At 50.9% G+C, this 19,436-nt stretch carries 17 protein-coding genes; 2 read left to right on the top strand and 15 right to left on the bottom strand.

All coding sequences use genetic code 11. The features are described 5' to 3' along the window. Window positions 1-607: 607 nt before the first annotated feature. From C7A19_RS07555 to C7A19_RS07520, 7 genes are all read right to left on the bottom strand, one after another. A complete protein-coding gene (locus tag C7A19_RS07555) occupies window positions 608-3,160 on the bottom strand; it encodes an ATP-binding protein (protein ID WP_116644606.1) in 2,553 nt (850 codons plus the stop codon). Between the two features lie 21 nt (window positions 3,161-3,181). Then, window positions 3,182-3,760: a hypothetical protein gene (locus C7A19_RS07550; RefSeq protein WP_155522554.1), complete on the bottom strand. Its 579-nt coding sequence runs from the start codon at window positions 3,758-3,760 to the stop codon at window positions 3,182-3,184. A 31-nt stretch (window positions 3,761-3,791) separates the two neighbouring features. Continuing rightward, a complete protein-coding gene (locus tag C7A19_RS07545) occupies window positions 3,792-4,784 on the bottom strand; it encodes a hypothetical protein (RefSeq protein ID WP_116644604.1) in 993 nt (330 codons plus the stop codon). Further along, entirely contained in the window at window positions 4,781-5,752 is a 972-nt protein-coding gene (locus tag C7A19_RS07540; protein WP_116644603.1) for a hypothetical protein, read from the bottom strand. The genes C7A19_RS07545 and C7A19_RS07540 overlap by 4 nt, the downstream gene beginning before the upstream one ends. A 324-nt stretch (window positions 5,753-6,076) precedes the next feature. Then, the gene (locus tag C7A19_RS07530) at window positions 6,077-6,277 is read right to left on the bottom strand and encodes a hypothetical protein (RefSeq protein ID WP_116644601.1); all 201 of its coding nucleotides are present in this window, start codon (window positions 6,275-6,277) and stop codon (window positions 6,077-6,079) included. A 74-nt stretch (window positions 6,278-6,351) separates the two neighbouring features. After that, the gene (locus tag C7A19_RS07525) at window positions 6,352-7,836 is read right to left on the bottom strand and encodes a ThiF family adenylyltransferase (protein WP_116644600.1); all 1,485 of its coding nucleotides are present in this window, start codon (window positions 7,834-7,836) and stop codon (window positions 6,352-6,354) included. Then, window positions 7,833-8,249, bottom strand: coding sequence for a hypothetical protein (locus tag C7A19_RS07520; protein WP_116644599.1), 417 nt, complete (start codon window positions 8,247-8,249; stop codon window positions 7,833-7,835). Before C7A19_RS07520 ends, C7A19_RS07525 begins: the two co-directional genes overlap by 4 nt. A gap of 757 nt (window positions 8,250-9,006) precedes the next feature. Between C7A19_RS07520 and C7A19_RS07515 the strand changes: the two genes are divergently transcribed. Next, complete coding sequence (locus C7A19_RS07515) at window positions 9,007-10,269, top strand: HD domain-containing phosphohydrolase (RefSeq protein ID WP_069363400.1); 1,263 nt, start codon at window positions 9,007-9,009, stop codon at window positions 10,267-10,269. An 11-nt stretch (window positions 10,270-10,280) separates the two neighbouring features. Here the strand turns inward: C7A19_RS07515 and panC are convergent, their stop codons facing one another. The 8 genes from panC to thpR all read right to left on the bottom strand — a co-directional run bounded on the left by panC (window position 10,281) and on the right by thpR (window position 16,909). Beyond that, the gene (panC, locus tag C7A19_RS07510; protein ID WP_069363399.1) at window positions 10,281-11,174 is read right to left on the bottom strand and encodes a pantoate--beta-alanine ligase; all 894 of its coding nucleotides are present in this window, start codon (window positions 11,172-11,174) and stop codon (window positions 10,281-10,283) included. 11 nt (window positions 11,175-11,185) lie between these two features. After that, complete coding sequence (panB, locus tag C7A19_RS07505) at window positions 11,186-11,980, bottom strand: 3-methyl-2-oxobutanoate hydroxymethyltransferase (protein ID WP_069363398.1); 795 nt, start codon at window positions 11,978-11,980, stop codon at window positions 11,186-11,188. Window positions 11,981-12,015: 35 nt separating this feature from the next. Continuing rightward, the gene (gene folK, locus C7A19_RS07500) at window positions 12,016-12,507 is read right to left on the bottom strand and encodes a 2-amino-4-hydroxy-6-hydroxymethyldihydropteridine diphosphokinase (RefSeq protein ID WP_116644598.1); all 492 of its coding nucleotides are present in this window, start codon (window positions 12,505-12,507) and stop codon (window positions 12,016-12,018) included. Beyond that, on the bottom strand, window positions 12,504-13,868 hold the full coding sequence (gene pcnB / locus C7A19_RS07495) for a polynucleotide adenylyltransferase PcnB (RefSeq protein ID WP_235614275.1): 1,365 nt from the start codon (window positions 13,866-13,868) through the stop codon (window positions 12,504-12,506). The genes folK and pcnB overlap by 4 nt, the downstream gene beginning before the upstream one ends. A 103-nt stretch (window positions 13,869-13,971) precedes the next feature. After that, window positions 13,972-14,856 carry a tRNA glutamyl-Q(34) synthetase GluQRS gene (gluQRS, locus tag C7A19_RS07490; protein WP_069363396.1) on the bottom strand — a complete coding sequence of 295 codons (885 nt, stop codon included), beginning with the start codon at window positions 14,854-14,856 and terminating at the stop codon, window positions 13,972-13,974. 186 nt (window positions 14,857-15,042) lie between these two features. After that, window positions 15,043-15,492, bottom strand: coding sequence for an RNA polymerase-binding protein DksA (gene dksA, locus C7A19_RS07485; RefSeq protein ID WP_046074011.1), 450 nt, complete (start codon window positions 15,490-15,492; stop codon window positions 15,043-15,045). A gap of 123 nt (window positions 15,493-15,615) precedes the next feature. Further along, entirely contained in the window at window positions 15,616-16,338 is a 723-nt protein-coding gene (gene sfsA / locus C7A19_RS07480; protein ID WP_077520820.1) for a DNA/RNA nuclease SfsA, read from the bottom strand. A gap of 19 nt (window positions 16,339-16,357) precedes the next feature. Beyond that, entirely contained in the window at window positions 16,358-16,909 is a 552-nt protein-coding gene (thpR, locus tag C7A19_RS07475) for an RNA 2',3'-cyclic phosphodiesterase (RefSeq protein ID WP_116644596.1), read from the bottom strand. 65 nt (window positions 16,910-16,974) lie between these two features. On the opposite strand from thpR, the gene hrpB reads away from it, so the two are divergent. Further along, window positions 16,975-19,428, top strand: coding sequence for an ATP-dependent helicase HrpB (gene hrpB, locus C7A19_RS07470; RefSeq protein ID WP_116644595.1), 2,454 nt, complete (start codon window positions 16,975-16,977; stop codon window positions 19,426-19,428). Window positions 19,429-19,436 lie beyond the last annotated feature (8 nt).

Raw genomic sequence — 19,436 nt, 5'->3', positions numbered from 1 at the left:
CTCGCCAGTTTAACCATGAGTGTTGCACTTATTATCTGAATTCAGGAGACCCAACCACAACCAAAAACAGTTTCCTCATTTATTTCCTCCATCTTTGTTAATTTTTTACACCATATAATATAAAGTAATCACAAAAAGCGACATTGTAATATTTGAATAAAGAATCAAATCGAATTTACGGAACCGTAACCCGGGCCAACCTTCCACAAATTAGCTATTGCGAAAAGAGTTGCTTGGGTCGACAACAATATAATGACCATTACCGGGATTAGGATCTGGTTCACCACAGAGCTTGCACGGATCAAAAATACTAATAACTGGCTTCAAGACAAAGAATCTTTCTTTTACTTCACATAGGCTCCACGCCCCTCCACAACTCGGACAATATCGTAAAACCTGGCCCTCTTCCGCATTAATGGTTTGATTTGTTACTCTCTCACAGACTGGGCAGACTCCGCTCTGACATTCATTCCATTTTTCATTGACTGATTTCAATCCACACCTCCATAGTGATTAGATTGGTTTCTCAAAATCGGAAACCTAAAAATCGATCATATATTCATAGTGGCATTACTGAAAAAAACCATCTTTTACTGTTCTCTTGAGGTTAAAGTTGGCCACTTTTCTCCATTGCTTCAATTTCTGAAAATGCAGCTTTTACACGATCAAACATTGGAATACTTAACCCTGAGGATGCTAACTTCTCAAAATCATCGAGCACTACATCTTCCCATCTATATGCTTCAGCCGAATAGTTTTCTACATTTGCGCCATAATTTACGATGTATATCTTGTACGCCAACTCCTTTCCTTGTATCGCAAGTGCGTGGGCTAATTTTGAGTTAACATTAAGATCGTCAGGCTTAATTTCCAACCATTGCCTGCTAAAGGTCCTTGATAATGAAGAATCTCCTACATTTATTGCTCTCCATGAAAACTCAACGACTTGACTGGAAGCCTCATATTCAGAAATAAAACCTTTCTGGTATGCATCAATCAGTACACGAATATATTCTTTGGCGAGCACTAACTCTTCAACAGAGTCAGACATACTATAAAGCTTAAAAAAAACCTTTTGGTATGCATCAAACCATTCGTGCGAATCTCTTGCAACATCTCTCAACCTTGCTTCAATTTTTTTGTGAAAGTCTATGCTTTTACTCTTTGAAAACTCACCAAACTTAACTGAGTCATCAGCAAAAACAAGCATCACATCAACAAAGCTTAATCTTAATTGTTGTGAATTATCGAGAATAGAATTTATCTCTTTTTTGGTTTCTCTCCAGCCGATCTCAAATGATTTTTCAAGCTCTTTATATAGAAGATTATATAACTGATCAATTTGATCATCATTCATTTTCCCCAATTTTCTCAAAAAAGATGACTTCTCCTCGAAATCAATCAACTCACTGTCCACGATCAAGTTTATAAGGTCGAAATTATTCCAAAAAAGGGAGTTTTCCATAATAAAACTCTCCCCTTCGAAGATAAAGCCATTGTCAGTTTTCTCGTAACGTACAGGTCTGAGGCCAAACTTTAGCTGTTGCAGGTAAACGTCAGCCCTGGACGTCCCTTTGTCAGCATTTACACTTCTCGCCTCTGATATTAATCTTTCATTCTGTTCAACACGATGCTTCTCATATTGCTCAAGCTTTTCTTCATTCTGATCTTTAACCTCAGAAATTCTTTGTTCATAGTTTGCCTTTATTTTTGCTATATAATCCCCAGCCCAGCCACTACCAGAAACCACCAACACGGTCAAAATAACAAAAGCAGCTGTGGCTTTATAAGAAGAAAACCTTTTTTTCTTTCGAAATTCACGATCAATGGCATCGCAATAATCTGAAAGCTCTGGCGTCACTTCCAAAGGCCCTAAAGCGTCCCTTAGATCCAGAATCTTTCTCACTTCCTCCTTGTGGAAAGGCAAGCTGCTCAAAGCGCGACCACATTCAACCCACTCAATTGCCTTGCCCTGCAGATAATCTCTCGCGCGCATCAACTCTAATGTGTCGGGATCTGCAAACAGTTCGGCTGCTCTCGGCCAGTCCCGCAACAGAGCTTCGTGAACAAAGCGCAAATAAAGCCGTGTGCTCTGGTCGCAGTATCCGATCGAAACCAGCCTTGCACTGTCTAGAGCGCGGATTAGCTCGTACTCTTCGGTGTCCTCTGGTAAATCGGTAATATCAACGGTTGCAGCGGTGATAAGGCCACGACTGTCAGCACTCGACCTAGCCAACGCCCTAATAACCCGTTTGGTTTTATCTATAGAATGGTTTTCCAGAGCCTCCTCCGCCGCTTGCTCCAAAGCACCAGAAAGCCCACCTATCTGTTCATAGGCTTCATAAGCAATGGTTCCCGTTTCCGGATCTCTCTGTTGGTATAGCCGTTCAAGCAAAAACTCTAATAACGGGAGAACATCCGTATGCTGCCCTACATCGGCAACAATGCGATCAACCAGATTCGCGCCTTCGTTGCTGAACCCAAAACTCACTCTCGCGAGACTGGCAGGGCCCTGGATTACACTGCGCAGCAACTCCGAACTGAGTGGTTTTAAATCAAAAAGACCACTCACACCAGCAGGGGAATCACCAAACACGGCGAGCAGAAGAGCATTGCCATGTTCATCTTTAACCCCTGCATAATCTGGATAAAATTCACTGCGCATACACGCAATAATCCAGACTCCAGCCTTCTGAAGGCGCAACAACAGGTGAGCAAAACGAACGACAAGATCAGGGGTGTGGTTACCGGCAAACAGTTGTTCAAACTGGTCAAAAACCAGTACCGGTTGGCGGGGAAGGTCCAACTCAAGAATCCAGTCAGCCACTGCCTCTAACGTATCTGGCGGAGATTCCGGAGCCTGCTCGCGTATTTCCGGACCCATCGCTTCGACAATTCGCCCACAGAACTCTCGCTCGTCGACAGCGTCGACTAATCGCTCGTCAAAAACCAGCGACACATATTGCCGGCCTGGCTCGCTATGCAAGGAGGCAAGAATACCTGCACGAACGAAGCTGCTTTTCCCGACGCCGCTCTCGGAGAGAATCATCAACCCTGGGCAGCTCTCTTCAGCCCGGGAATGTAGCTTATTGACGGCTCGCTTGCTGTCACCGTCCCGTCCAAAAAAAATGCCTTTGTCGATAACGTCAAAACGGCCCAAACCTTTGTAAGGTTCAGACCGCTAGACGCCCTGTACCGGTATTCCCAACTCCAGTGCGACCTCTTCAAGGCTGTCCACGGGCACCAGCGTGAAGCCTCGCTCCCGCAGCTCCTGAAGACTGGTTCGCTGCTCCTCTTCCAACTCCCTATGGTTGTCACCGGGATAAAACAGCGAGCTACCCGGAGGCAGGCAATCTGCCGCTGCCTTGAGCTTTTGCACTACCCCCGACACCCGGCCGACAAGACCGCTATCCAGCAGCACGCCGGTGGCTGCCATGGGTTGATCCAACCCTCTGATTTCAGCCATGACGCCAAGGGCAAACGCCAAGTCGGCGCTTCGTCCATTAAACGCGCCACACTCGCCTTCATTGAGCCCCAGATCAATCTGCACCCCCATCAGTTGGCGGCAATGCCACTCGCGGAACAAAAGCTCTGCCGCCATGCGCAGCCCTTGCTGCACCGAACGTAAGAGGTCAGGCGGCGCGAAACCCTGGGCGCGAGCGAGATATTTATCTGGATGAAACTCGGTTACTTCCTTTTTCAGGATGACGTCCAGAGAGGCGGGAAATCGGCACATCCCTGTGCCCGTGTGTTCGTCCATGAGGAGGTATCCGGCAGAGCTCATATGCGTCCTATGCGTTGCTGATTTCGAGTTTCAGGTTTTCTTTGAGGTTCGGGAACCGATCAAGCTTCCGGGCAATGAACCCCGTTTCATCTACAACCCCGAGTTCTATCGGGGGCATATCATCAATAAAAACTGTCACTTTTCTTCCTGTGAAACGATCAATTACCTCGTCGGCTGCCTGGAATTCCAGATAGCAAGCTGAGCTACCGGCAACCGGGTGGCAACTAAAGGTCCACTCGGAAGGATTCGCCAAGACCGGGCTGTAGCTGCGGGACGCGGTATCGCCATCGTCTGCCGCCGCCAGGGCAGTCATCTCAAATACTTCGCTTTGCGAATTGTCAGAGCCAGACATTATCGTATTTGTGTTTTTGGTCACGGCTTCACTGATCAGCAAAACAAGTTGCGAGCTGCAATCGCCTTCAATCACACCGACGCTAAGCTCCCATGCGTCGATGCCCCGATTTCGAACAGTCTGTTGCAGAGGAATAGCGATCTCGCATACAGAACCTGAGAGAGGAGGTGTCGCTGCCTCGACTTCACCCCCCAATACAAACACCGTCAGGTCAGAATTAATCAGCGAGTTGGCCACGGTGCTATCCGTAAAGTTTAGCATCAGTAACAACTCGGTGTCACTCGTTCTCAAATAAGGGGCTTGCCGCAACCCCAAAACAGAGCCGCCATCAAACAGTCCCTGCATTGGGCTGCTGATTTCGTCATGATCAAATGCCACCATGTCATCAATTTTGGCGCATACATCCAGCAACCGGTTAGCCCGACCTTCGGTGGTTGAAGTGGAAGGCCATTCCCGATTAGCCAGTTCAGCAGCGAGGGCTTCATCCCCAATCTCAGATGCTCTTTCTATGCATCGCTCCCGAGTGATCATATCTTCCACGCCATGAGCCCTGGCTTCGGCAAGCACCTTGTCCAGATCAGCATGGGCTGCCGCTACGGTTAGCGCATAAATGAGATTGGCTTTTTCAACCTTGGTTTGCATGTTCATAGGAGATTTCTCCGCTTTGCAGATTCGAAAGACTCAATGCTCCCGCTCTTGTGCTCAAACAGGTATTTCATGTAGGCCAACAGATAGCGTTTGTTCTGCTCCAGCTGTTTGTCAGCCCACAAATGAATGTCATCCAGAAACGTGAACCAGGCCTGCAACGTCGCCTTGGATTTCCAGCGATAGTGACGTTGCTTCACAGTCGCCAGGTCCAGCGCGTTGAGCCTGCAAACCAACGCACAACATAAGGGTTCAATAAACCGCATGTGTTCCATGATAGATGCCAACTCCGCGTCTTCACGATTGGCCAGTTGAGCCAGGTGCTTTATGGCTTGCTCGTATGATTCAGGGACTTTTTGTGCATTGCCGAGCATGTTTCTCTCGATCATCTTATATTTCATGCAGGCAATTAATTGATTAAGCTGCTCCGAGGCGGTGTTTTCTCCGATACCAAGATCCTTTGCTACATCCTGCTGACGCCGGCCTTCAAGAATCACTTCCACGTAGAGTGTTTGAACCCGTTCTCTGATTTTTTCGTTGCTGAAGTTGGCCAGACAGGTGGGAAAGAGAGTGCTCTGGAGTTGATCAATTATCTGTTTGATAAAGACTTCCGACTCAGTCGTAACAGACCCCGCAATACTATCAAGCAGTGGCACAGGCTCGTTGCTCTCTTCATTTCCGGACTTCACCTCACTCTGAAGAGCGCGATCGCGCCTCTTTGCTTGTGTAGTAAACCGGTCCACCTTTCTGTTGATTATCGTGGTAATCCAGGCGTCTTTAGACTGGATAGCATCGTTGTCCAAGATATTTTTTTCCGTGGTCTCTCGAATGATTATCTCGATAACATGCTGAACAGTTTCTTCAAGCAGTGTGGTCCCCAGTCCTGTCTGATAAAGCCGTAACTTCGCTCTGTTTTTAATCTGTTTCCCGATTTTATCGAGATCCAGTTTTCTAAGGTTCGCCTGTTTCATTGCACTGACTCCTTGAACTTCGGCGCCCTGAAGCACTCCCCGGGGTTATATAACTGTCCGCGCCCCAATGTCGCACCAACATGGCGTTATCCGGTGCCCGTCGAAAAAATCGGATTGCAGAATCTCTGATATTCTCAATCAAATCGCCCATTAAGACCACGCCGCTCTCCCGATCCCGCCGGTTAACCAACCAACGCCCCTGGGTGGCTCTCCGCTTTCCGAAGCGAATGGGAATCAAGTACAGAATCAGAAAGCACAGCCAGGCCAGAGCGCGCAATCCGCCACGCAGAATGGACAGGCTGATTAGTATCAGTGTGCCTGTCATTAGAAACCTCCTTTCTCAACGCCGCTGTGAACGCTACTAAAGCCGTCCGGAAGCGGAGCCTGCTGGAGCTGTTTTCCACTCAAAAGGCGACCATCGGACGTGATCACCGAACTGGCTTCAGGGGCCAGGTCCGAGATCTTACTATCAGCGCTAACAGTCTTAATCTCACCATCAATCACGATCGGTTTTGGATTTGCCATGGTTCAGTCCTCTTGCTGATTTTCGGTCACTTTTTGCGTTGTCTAAATACTATGTCCTTCAAAAGCTCGCCAATTCAGAAATTATTCAGGAAATGTTCAATAGACGGTGCCAACTCTGATTGAGGCAGCGGGCGGGGCAAACACTCTTCGCCCCCCAGCCCGCTACGGAAGCCACAGTTGGGGCAATCTTCTGAGGGCCAGGAGGGATAGGTCTCGCGATCCGCCCGATCATGCCGATTGGTTCGCCACTCGGTCAGGCTATTCGTGGTCACCGGGCGCCACCCACAAAGATAATTTGTAAACTCTTGCATGAGTGCGGCGCTACACGCCATATTCAGTCCATAGACACTGGGGGCTGCGATTTCCGGACGATCCACCACATAACCCGCAGACTGCTTGATCGAGCGCGTGGCCGGGTGGGCGTAGGCTTCATCGATAGCGGCCCAGTCCAGTACATCAACACCACTGCATTGTAAGCAGGCCGAAGTGCCTGGCAAGACCACTGATAACCGGCTGCGAAAATCAACCATCGGCCGGGTCTCCACTGAGACGCCGCCATCGAAGTATGGGAGCATGTACTGCACGGATGCCGCGTTCAGATAGTAGCGGGTCACATCGTCATCCAATCCGCCGATCAGAAAATCAGCTCTTGAAAAGATGTCTTCAAGTACCTCATCCTGCACGGGCAAGGCGTGAATGCTGAGCTTTAACTCCGGGAACATCGCTTTCAGACGCCTCGCCAGAATCCGAACTTTCTGTTGTCCGACGTCGCTCGGGCAGCCCCCCTGAAAGCGATTGAGATTCGAATCGTCCAACAGATCCGGATCGACAATGATCAAGGCCCCGATACCTAAACGGGCCAGGCTTTCGGCAAGGATCGCCCCCAGCCCTCCGGCTCCGACCAACAGCACCTCTGAAAGACCTAGCCAGTGCTGCTGTTTTGGCTCAATAAAATCTCGATGGCGGTTTAACCATTCCGGTGTATCGTCAGCGGATGACCAGCCTGCCGAAACAGGAAAACAATGGAACTGATCTCCGATGACCTGAATGTCCAGTGGCTGGAAAAAGTCGCTCTTACAAGTATTCACCAAACGAGCACTCGCGCCGCCATCACAGATAACCATCGAAACATTGAAGATGGGTCTGTCTACGGAAAACGAAGATTGCTCCCGCAACATGGGCTCGAAGTGATCACGCAGGTACTGGTCGAAGCGCTGGTCGTCTGTATCATCGATTCTTGAAAAGGCTGTATTCTCCGAATCGAACCAGTGGTCATGAATATTAATCAGCGTATTAAAATCGGTCCCAGCAAACTGAAACAGGATTTGATCGAGAACGGCTTTCTTTAAATGCACAGATGAGGCAGATCGCTTTTCAAAGCAATCTTCATCCAGCAATAAGACCGGCGCATCATGGGCGACCAGGATGGTCGTCGAATCGTAGGCTTTCGTAGTGCGGGCAAACACGTAGCTCAAGGTTTCGCATCGCTTACCCGGTTGTATATGATGGTCACGGATGCGAGACCACACTTTCTCTGAGAAGCGGATGACCGTTTTCATGCCACCTCCTTTTTCAAAAGAGCGTAGAAAACTTCCAAAAACTTGGTCAGGTTGTCGCCGCTATTGGCCTTGGAGAAGTTGTATCGCCAACTGTTGTCCTTGTAGATGAGACAGGCCCAGGTATAACCCGGAATAGCCTTGGCTTCGTGGAACGCTTTATTGTTAAACACGTTCAGACGCCGCGCGATCTGTGCCGTTAGCAGTTCATTCCCCTTGTTCAGCATATAAAGCCCGATCGGTGGCAGGTCCGGGAACTGTTCGGTCAACAGCAACACGTCCAGGTAATCAGGCGCATAGCCATCAGGTAAGGGCAGATTCTCGACAACAAGGAACCCTCCACTCGCATGAACTCTGACGCGGCGGTCGCCACCAGAGTATGGCGGATCGAAGCGATCCAGCCAGGTTTGAATCATCCCGGCCTCTTTATGAAGCAGACATTGTTTTCTACGTGAGAGAACCATCAGCAAGCCCTCCAGTGCATCTGTACTATCTACAAACTTACTGTCCTCAGAAGCCGGTTAAGTTCAGAAATTTTTTGGTGTATTGGGCAAAATCGTGCAGCAGGCTGTGGTGATGAGGTGGGCGATTTGAAATGTAACAGTCCAATCGTGGTCAAAAACTTGATGACTATTCAGGAGGGATTGTCTTAACGAGGGGGCTGGTTACTATTGCCGATACAGGCAACGATCAAGGCTTGCAAACTATCGCGGCAAGAGCGGTAGAAATTCACAACAAAATCACGATCATTCGCCTACAGGCCACGCCATTAAAAGGCTGATGGTGCCGCCTCCGGGCACCATATTTAAAAAATCCCTGCTCAAACGAGTGGGGATTTTTTTATGCCGACACCGTGTCGGTGACCTTGCAGCCCGCGATCTATTCCGCCTCCGGGCACCATATTTAAGAAAAATCCCTGCTCAAACGAGTGGGGATTTTTTTATGCCGACACGTGTCGGTGACCTTGCAGGCCGCACCTTGCAGGCCGCACCTTGCAGGCCGCACCTTACTGCGACAGCGAATCCCCACTACTCTGACACTTTTTGCTACCCTTTAAGTCAATTTTCGTTCAGTGCGATAGCGATTAGGCTTTTTACTCAACAGCGCCTGTTTATGGTAGTCTGTTGGCGGTTATTCTTGTCTTTTACCTCATGGATCGAGTGTCATTAACGCATGTCAGCCAGTAGCATTAAACTCTCAACAGAGCGACTTCAAGCCGGTCTTTATATCAAACTGCCGCTAAAATGGCGCGATCATCCGTTTATGCTTAATCGTTTTCAAATAGAAAGCGAGGCACAAGCGAAGGTAATACGCTCGCTCCCAACAAGCTTTGTCTACTACTACCCAGATAAAAGTACAACGGTCCCCTTACCCGCGCTGACAGAAAAAAAAGAAAACCCGGATGAAGTCGATCCACATGCAGTCAGCCGAGAAAAAGCGGCGATGGAGCAGGAAAAACAACAGCGAATAGAAGAGCAACGCCGCTTTCGCGCACGCATTCAAAAAGTGCAGAAGCACTATCAACGTTCAATGGCACAACTGCGGGCGATCAATATGAAAGCGGCCAACCGTCCTCAAGCGGCGAACGAGGATGTCCGCATGCTCGTCGATAGCATGATGGTCTTTGGTAGCGAGTCGAATGTCACCCTGCACCTGATGGACGATCCGAGTTTGGCAGAAGACATGTATGCACACTCACTGAATGTGGCCGTTCTCGCGCTGATGTTGGCACGCAGTAACGGGTACGACAATGACCAGCTTCGCTCGCTGATCACCGGCGCAGTGCTGCATGATATCGGTACCAAGAAGGTGCCGTCGGCCATCGTGCGAAAAAAGGAGCGACTGACAGAGCCGGAAATGAATTACTACCGTCAACATGTTAATTATGGGGCGGAGCTAGTAGCAGAAATGGAAGAGTGTACCCCTGAGGTCGAAACCATCATTGCCCAGCATCACGAGTTTGCTAACGGCAGTGGCTTCCCCAAAGGCCTATTGGGCGATGACATCGACGAAGCGGCGCAGATTGTCAGTATGGTGAACTTTTTTGACCGCTTATGTCGTCCTCAGTTTGGCGCATCCGCACGGATGCCTTTTGCCGCCTTGTCTCATCTTTTTAAAGACAATAAAGCCAAATTCAACCCGCGTCTGTTGGCACTATTTGTCAAGATGATGGGCGTTTATCCGCCAGGAACGGTGGTAAAGTTGTCGAATGACGATCTCGGCATGATTATCTCGGTGAACAGCTCTGCCCTGCTTAAACCCAATGTGATGATTTATGATCCGGATATTCCTTCCGATCAAGCCACCATCATTGACATGCGTGACAGTGAGCTAGAGATAGACACGGCTGTGCCTATCTCTAAACTGCCAGACGCGGTAAAAGAATACCTGAAGCCGCGCACCCGGATTTCGTATTTTATGGACGCTGACGGCTAAGCGACGACACATTAATCGCCACTAGGATCAGCTTTGTCCGCTTTCTCGACGGCTCGATGCAGCTCCACCGTCAGGTTATCAATAAGGCGTGTCGTACCAAGATAGGCGGCGACGAGAATCACCGCTTGTCGGCTGTTTTCATGCAATTGCGCAAGAGACGTGGCGTCACGAATATAAAATTCATCAGGCTGTAACCCCGCCGCACGCAGTTGATCGTGAGCATCTTCAATCAGATCATCGAGATCACGACGCCCATTACGCATTTGCGCACTCATCCAGCGCATGGTTTTCGCCAGCACTGGTGCACGTTGACGCTCATCGACGGTTAGGTTGTTATTACGAGAGCTCATCGCCAACCCATCACTTTCACGCACGGTAGGCACACCAATAATTTCAATCGGCATAGCCATGTCTGCCACCAATTTGCGGATCACCGCCAATTGCTGAAAGTCTTTTTCGCCAAAACAGGCCACCGCCGGCTGCACCAAATTAAAGAGTTTGCTCACCACAGTGGCGACACCACGGAAATGACCGGGGCGCGATGCCCCTTCTAACATAGTTGAAAGTCCTGGCACCTCAACTCTAGTATGTGCATCCAATCCGTGTGGATAGAGGGTATCGGCCGTTGGTGTAAACACCAACTCCACGCCCTCCTCACGCAACTTGGTCAAATCATCATCCAATGTACGCGGGTAGTTGGTTAAGTCGTCCGCGCGATCAAATTGCATCGGATTAACAAAAATGCTGACCACCACCACATCGCCTTGCTCCCGGGCTTTGCGCACCAAGGTTAAATGCCCTTGATGGAGATTCCCCATGGTCGGCACAAAGGCGATGCGCTTGGCCGCTTTTTGCCACTGATTAATGTGATCGCGCAGTGGCGCCACCTCAGAAATTACCTGCATACTCGGTCTCTCTATTTAAACGTGTGGGCGGAACCGGGAAATTCGCCACTCGCCACTTCTTGCACATACTTAGCCACTGCCGCACGCGCATCACCGGTCTCTGCCAAGTAGTTTTTCGAGAACTTAGGCATGTAATTTGCCGATACGCCGAGCATATCATGCATGACCAAAATTTGACCATCTGTGTCACCGCCCGCGCCAATCCCAATCACAGGCACAGACACGGTTTCAGTAATGCGCTTGGCCAGTGAAGCGGGAACGCATTCCAGCACAATGATCTGCGCGCCGGCTTTTTCTAGCGCGACCGCATCGGCTACCATTTGCTCGGCTTTTTCTTCCTCACGGCCTTGTACTTTAAAGCCACCAAAGATATTCACCGATTGCGGGGTAAGACCTAAGTGCGCACAAACCGGCACGGCACGCTCGGTGAGCATTTTCACCGTATCAACCAACCATGATCCGCCCTCGACTTTGACCATATTGGCGCCCGCTTTGATCAATGCTGCGGCATTGGTGCAGGCTTGCTCAGGGGTGGCACAGCTCATAAATGGCATGTCGGCCATTAGCAAACTATTTGGACTCCCTGCTCGGACACAGCGGGTGTGGTACGCCAGCTCGTCAACCGATACCGACAAGGTATCGCTTTTACCTTGCAGCACCATGCCTAACGAATCGCCAACCAATAAAACAGGCACATCCTGCTGCTCAAACAATTGAGCAAAGCTCGCATCATAGGCAGTCAAGGACGCAAATTTCTGTCCTTGCTGCTTCCAAGTGATCAGATCGGTAATTGTGATTTTTTTCATTGTGTCTCCCAAAGCCTGAAACTGGGGCCCACCGATTAAACGTGATCGCAAATACGAGTTAAACCATTGCGATCAACGCGCGTCAGGCACGCGGCGAGTGTGCTGCCATCAGGCAAGCACAAGTCGGGGGCGATATCGGCAAGTGGATAAAGCACGAACTCACGCACTTTCATGCCATAATGTGGCACCGTCAGTCGCGGCTCGTCGATGACGCGATTGCCATAGAGTAGAATATCAAGGTCCAAGGTTCTTGGTCCCCAACGCTCTGCTTTGCGTTCCCTGCCATAATCAAGCTCAATCGCTTGTGTTGCATCCAATAGTGTCAGAGGGTCAAGCAGAGTGTCCAGCGCCGCGACGGCATTAACATAATCGGGCTGATCGGCCGGCCCCATGGGTTTGCTGGTATAAAGGGCTGACGCTGCCACAAAATGACTCTGCGGCAGTGACTTTAACGCAGCAACCGCCTGTTTGGCTTTTTCTACAGGATCACCGAGATTGCTGCCAATGGCGATATATACCCGATTCATGCGTCTGAATTTGACTGCGGTTTACGCCGACGTGGCGGCCCTTTACGTCGACGAGACTTGGGTTTACGCGTATTATGAGCTTTATTGATCGCACGCACCATTTTTTGGCGGCCATTTTGATCCGCACGCTGAAAGTCTCGCCACCACGCACACAGCGCTTCTGTCTCTTCACCTTCTACCGCACCGCGCATCTCAAGCAAATCAAACGCGGCACGGAATTTTTTCTCGTCCAACGTTTTAAACGCACGCGCCCCGGTGCGACGCGTCATGCGCATTTGCAATTGCCACACTTCACGTATCATGGCGGTGAAGCGCCGCGGAATGGCGATGGTCTTCACTTGCTCATCCACAATATCACTGGCGGCCACCATGAAGGCGTCGTAGTAGCTCAAGCCACTTTCAAATGCCATTTCTTCCGCCCGTGTCACCAAGGGATACCACAGCATGGCGGCAAATAAGAAAGCCGGGTTAATGCGTTGTTCGTTGACTACCCGCTTATCGGTTGAGCGTAATACCTGCTCTAGCATTTGCTCTGTTTGGCTGGTTTGTGTCTCGGTAAAGTGTGCGGCCACTGCCGGGAAGAGTTGCTGAAATAAATTGTACTCGCGCAACATTTGATATGTCGCGACCCCTTGACCGGATTGCAACAACTTCAAGCTTTCTTCAAACATTCGAGCGGCTGGGATATCTTGCAATAACGGCGCAAGCTCGACAATCGGCGCGGCGGTCGCGCTATTAATCGTCATATCGAGCTTAACCGCAAAGCGCACCGCGCGTAACATCCGTACTGGATCTTCACGGTAGCGCGTTTCAGGATCACCGATCAGGCGGATAACGCGGTTATTGAGATCATCAAGCCCCCCTGCGTAATCCCGAATAGAAAAGTCGGCGATATTGTAATACAGCCCGTTCACCGTAAAGTCACGGCGCTGCGCGTCTTCATCGATGGTGCCATATACATTGTCACGCAATAGCATCCCATCTTCTGAGCGAGCCGTTTGCTTATCTTTCTCGCCTTTGCCGTGGTGGCCTCGGAACGTGGCCACCTCAATCACATCGCGGCCAAATAGGATGTGGGCAAGACGAAAACGCCGCCCAATGAGTCGACAGTTACGAAACAGCTTTTTGACTTCATCTGGGGTGGCATCGGTGGCAATATCAAAGTCTTTGGGTTCACGCCCCAATAAAAGGTCTCGCACACCGCCACCAACGAGGTACGCTTCAAAGCCCGCTTTGTGCAGGCGATAAAGCACTTTCAGCGCATTTTCGCTGATACCTTTGCGCGAAATGCCATGTGCTTTGCGGGGGATAACTTCCAACTTAAGATCCTCAATTGCGCGTGTTTTACTATCACGATTCAGAACCTTACGGCAAAAGCTGGTCACTCGATTAAAGATAGCTCACCTCGTATTTAATTGTTCGGGCCATGAAACAGCGGCATATAATATATCAGGGTGGGCCATTTTAGAATGCTGTCGTCACTTCCGTTTTTCTCGGTATCTGTGCCAACGACCAACGCTTAACCGCCAGGTCTAATAATTGGGTGGGACTCTCCACCTCTTGCTCAGCCACTCCATGCAAACCAAGAAACGTCATCGCTGCGCGTAAAGCAGGAAGCGGCGCTTGATTATCAATGGCAGGGGCCCGGTTTTGCTTAGAAAGCTTATGTCCCTCTGCATTGACAGCCAGAGGCAGGTGTAAATAACGCGGCACGGGTTGGCCGAGTTGTTGGTACAACGCGATATGGCGCCCTGTCGGCATAATCAAATCCGCCCCACGCACGATATCGGTCACGCCTTGATCGATATCATCGAGTACCACCGCAAGATTATACGCATACAAGCCGTCGCGTCGTTTAATGATAAAGTCTTCATTGGCAAGGTGCGCATCAAGACCAAGCGTACCATGCAACCTGTCCTGAAAAGCGAGTACCTCGACAGGGCTTTTTAGTCTCACCGCCGCCGCTTGCGCCCCTTTATCTTTATCACGACACCAACCTGGGTAAACGCCACCCGCCTCTTTGATTTGCCGCCGGGTACAGGTGCAATAATACGCCTGTCCAGCGCTTAACCAAGCGTCAATCTGCGCTTGATAATCAGAAAGGTGCTGGCTTTGGTAACGCACCTCTCCGTCCCACGCAAAACCAAACGCCTCCAGCGTGCGCAAAATGTCACTCGCGGCGCCCGGCTGCTCGCGAGGCGGATCGATATCTTCAATCCGAACCAGCCACTGCCCATGGTGCGCGCGCGCATCTAAATACGAGCCAAGTGCCGCCACCAATGAGCCAAAGTGTAGCGGGCCCGACGGGGAAGGGGCAAAACGGCCAATATAAGCGGTCTGCGAAGTCATGATAAGCGCATAGACAGTAGTTGCGACGCCTGCAGCGAGAGTGAATAGCGCAAATTGTACGGGGATCTTGCGCTAACACAAGCACCCTAAAACACAAAAAGGGAGCCGAGGCTCCCTTTTATCTGTCTGCTTTCTCTCTGCCAACCAAGGCGAGCGAACAATGAGTGCAAATATAACGCGCCAGCGTTAGCCAGCCATTTGCTTTTCTTTTAGCTCAGCCAGTGTTTTACAATCAATACACAACTCTGCTGTTGGGCGAGCTTCTAAGCGGCGCACCCCAATTTCGATACCACACGAGTCGCAAAAGCCGAAGTCATCATCTTCGATACGCTGCAATGTCTTATCGATCTTCTTAATCAGCTTGCGCTCGCGATCGCGGTTACGCAGCTCTAGGTTGAATTCCTCTTCCTGTGCTGCACGATCGACAGGATCGGGGAAATTGGCCGCCTCATCTTTCATATGATTCATGGTGCGGTCGACTTCTTCCCTGAGCTGATTACGCCACGCATTGAGGATTTTACGGAAATGCTCAAGCTGAGCCTCTCCCATATACTCCTCTCCAGGTTTCTCCTGGTATGGCTCTAATCCGGCAATGGCCAGGATGCCCAGCGATTTCTTTTCTTTGCTTTCTGGCATTCAGCTTCTCCTAAAAAACCTTGACATGACCCGTGTCTGTCAAATGAGGGCGCTATCTATAGCAGAAAGCCTTTAGGGTGGCAATCTTTGATTTACGCCGCGCAACGCCCAATGTGAACATGCTTACACTTTTGCAGTATGACCAACAAAAGGTACGGAATTAACCAGATTTAGCTCACTCGGCGATATCTGAGCCTGATAGCAGATCACTTCTACCCCTGACGCCAGCGCCTGATTTAATAACTGGTTATAATCCGGGTCGATATGGGGGGCGCCTGTGACTTTTTCAATCCCTGAGTGCAAAACAACGAATAATAAGACCGCACGATGTCCTTGCTCTGCCATCGCCATCAATTCACGCAAGTGCTTTTGCCCACGCTTGGAGACAGCATCCGGAAACGCCCCCCAGCCGTCTTCCTCCAATAATGTGACACTCTTTACTTCTATATAGCAGTCAGGTTTGTCATCGTCACGTAATAGTAGGTCTATGCGACTGTTTTCGCTGCCATAGCGTACTTCCGTCTGTAATTGTCGATACCCCACTAGTTCAGGAATACTACCTGCCTGCACCGCTTCAACCGCTAAGGGGTTAGCACGCGCCGTGTTGACACAAATCCAGTGTCCCTGCTGGGTATGATTGAGCTCCCAACTATGCGGGTATTTACGTTTGCTATTATCGGAGGTGGAATACCAAACCGTATCGCCTGGCGTCGCACAACCGGTCATCGCCCCGGTATTGGCACAATGCATGGTCAGCGACTCGCCATTAGCCAGCGTGACATCGGTTAAAAAACGTTTGTAGCGGCGTACTAAGGTTGCCGACGCTAGTGGTGGGGAAAACTGCATCTGCCGTTCCTGCTGATGATTAACAAAGGCTGAATTGATGCAGGCATTGGTATAACGCCCGCCCCTCATTATCTCGCGGTATCGATTCATCCGACGCGGAGGAAGGCGAAGCATATAACCCAAACCGTTGACAGGCAAATGTCTGTGTTGGCAGAGGTGGTAGGTGTAAAGCTTGTTGATCCTTGACGCCACGACGCAAGGTAATATGCGGCGTAAACGCATGACTGTCCGCTTTTGCGTGCCAAACGGGTAAGGTTTGTAAGTGATGGGCTAGATCAAACAATACCGGCGGGGGGTGGTTGAAGGTTACACACGCAATTTTCGGCTGCTCCCATACTTCAACACCTGAGGTTGTGAGAGAAAACGCAGGCAGAGCCAGGTTACTTGCCGCGGCTTGGAGCGCAGGGAGCTTAGTATCAGGGACCTCACCTAAAAACGCCAAGGTGAGGTGTAAGTTCTGATCGGGCACCGCGCGCCCCTCACCACAAAGATGATGGTGGTAGCGAACCAGTTGCTCCCGAGCGGCTTGATTGGTTTTCTCGTCCAAACCTAATGCGAAAAATAGTCGCATGGGCTCTCCTTTTACGCTCAGTCCGTTAAAATAGTCACTTTGATTCTGACACAAAGGGCGAATTCTTGTCTCAGCTCCCCATTGATGCCGTGATACCCGACCTGATAGACGGGCTCGCGACCTATCCGCAGATCCTCTTATCCGCACCACCGGGCGCGGGTAAGTCGACGCGCTTACCCCTTGCGTTGCTTGAACAGGCCTCACTGCCGGGAAAAATCGTGCTACTGGAGCCCCGTCGGCTCGCCGCGCGCAATATTGCCCGCTTCCTCGCCCAGCATCTGGGTGAGCCGATAGGCCAAACCATCGGTTTACGCATGCGGGGAGAGACCAAAGTCAGTGCTCAAACGCGTGTTGAGGTGGTCACTGAGGGGGTGCTGACACGTTTGCTGCAAACCGACCCCATGCTTGATGGCGTGAGTGTGGTCATGTTCGATGAGTTTCACGAACGCAGCCTGCATGCCGATCTCGCGCTCGCCTTGAGTCTAGATTGCCAAGCTGGCTTGCGAGATGATCTGCGTCTGGTGGTCATGTCTGCGACCTTAGATAATCACGCCTTGGCGCAACATTTACCCGACGCCCTGACCCTGACAACTGAAGGGCGCAGCTACCCGATTCATTATCACTATCACCCACTGTCACGGCATTCACAATGGGCCAGCGCAGTGGCTAGCGCCAGTCTTGATTTTATCGCTCAACACGCGGGGTCGGCCCTACTCTTTCTCCCCGGAGTGAGCACGATTAGACAGGTTTATGCCGCCCTAGAAGGGCGGCTCCCTGATGACATGGATTTGCACCGCCTCCACGGCAGCCTTGACGTCTCGGCGCAACACGCCGCGATTGCGCCTCCCTCCCCTGGAAGACGTAAGTTAGTGCTCACAACTAATATCGCTGAGACCAGTTTAACCATCGAAGGGATTCGGTTAGTGATCGATGCGGGACTTGAGAGGATGGTTATCCATCAAGCACAAACGGGTATCGATAAGCTAGTAACACGGCAGATCACACGCAGTGCTGCCATTCAACGCGCAGGTCGCGCCGGTCGCCTTGAGGAAGGACAGTGCCTACGCCTATACAGCGAAGAGCAGTTTCAACGCTTACCAGCCACTCCTACCGCGCCGATCTTACGAGAAGACTTAACCGATCTTGCCCTCAATGTCATCCAGTGGGGCTGTGATGTGAAAGATTTACATTGGCTTGACGTGCCGCCCACCAAGCATTGGCAAGCGGCCTGTATCAGGCTGACACAATTGGGGCTGATTGATACGCGCCAAGGACTCACCGCGCTGGGGCAACGTGCCATTCAATTGGCGGCTAGCCCACGCGCTGCCGCCATGTTGGCTCGGGCTGAAAAGGAGGACACCTCTGTGTTATCCACCGCCTGCTGGCTCGCCGCATGGGCCGACAAGCCCATGACCTCAAGATCATCGCTGGCGCTGGTTGACCAATTACAATCGGTCATGGCTCACAAAGACTATCAAGACCGCGCCCAATCACTGGCACGGACACTTGGGATAAGATTGCAACGCTCCCTCGATGAAGCCATGTTGCCACTGCTGGCCGCCAACACCTGGCCAGATAGAGTCGCATTGAGACGGGGAAAAGCGGGGCGCTTTATGATGGCCAATGGTCACGGCGTGACACTCGATAGTCAAGACGCACTCAGTCACGCTGAGGCAATCGTGGTTTGTGATGTGATGGCCGGCGAGCAACACGACAGCCGCGCCTACAGTGCCATCGTGCTTTCACTGGACACGCTACAACAGATGCGCCCCGACTTATTACGTCAACATGAGGTCGTACAATGGGACGACTATCGCGGCACGTTAATAGCAGAAAAACAGCAACGCCTCGGCGAATTAGTGCTTTATCGTGAGCCACTGAATACACTCAGTGCTGAGCAGCAGGCGCAAGGATTATTAGACGCCGTACGCCAAAAAGGCATTGATGCGTTGAACTGGCAACGCAGCAGCCAGTCCTTGCTCACCCGCGCCCGCTGCGCGCAAGCCTGGGGACTAGATATTATGCTACCGCCACTTAGCGACGACGACTTATTGGCATCGCTCGATACCTGGCTCGCGCCATTTATTCACGGCATGTCGCGCTGGCAAACCCTGCAGCAGCTAGATCTCAAGCCCGTGTTAGAAGCTTGGTTCGGCTTTGCGGTCACCCAACAATTGAACGCGGCGCTGCCCACACATATGACCGTCCCAACGGGCTCACGTTATCCTTTGCGCTATACGCCAGACAGTGCGCCCGTCTTAGCGGTGAAAATGCAAGAGATGTACGGGCAGGCCCAAACGCCCACCCTGGCGTACGGCAAGGTGACGGTACAAGTAGAGCTACTTTCCCCCGCTGGACGCCCGCTACAAATTACCCAAGATCTGGCGGGCTTTTGGCAAGGCAGTTACAAAGAGGTGCAAAAAGAAATGAAAGGGCGCTACCCTAAACACCTTTGGCCTGATGATCCGGCCAACCATGTGCCAACCCGAAAAACCAAGCGCCATTTTAATCAGAGTTAAGCTATTGT

It is taken from the genome of Salinivibrio sp. HTSP (assembly GCF_003390965.1).
Lineage (GTDB): Bacteria > Pseudomonadota > Gammaproteobacteria > Enterobacterales > Vibrionaceae > Salinivibrio > Salinivibrio kushneri.
This window is presented reverse-complemented; position numbering and strand designations above follow the sequence as displayed.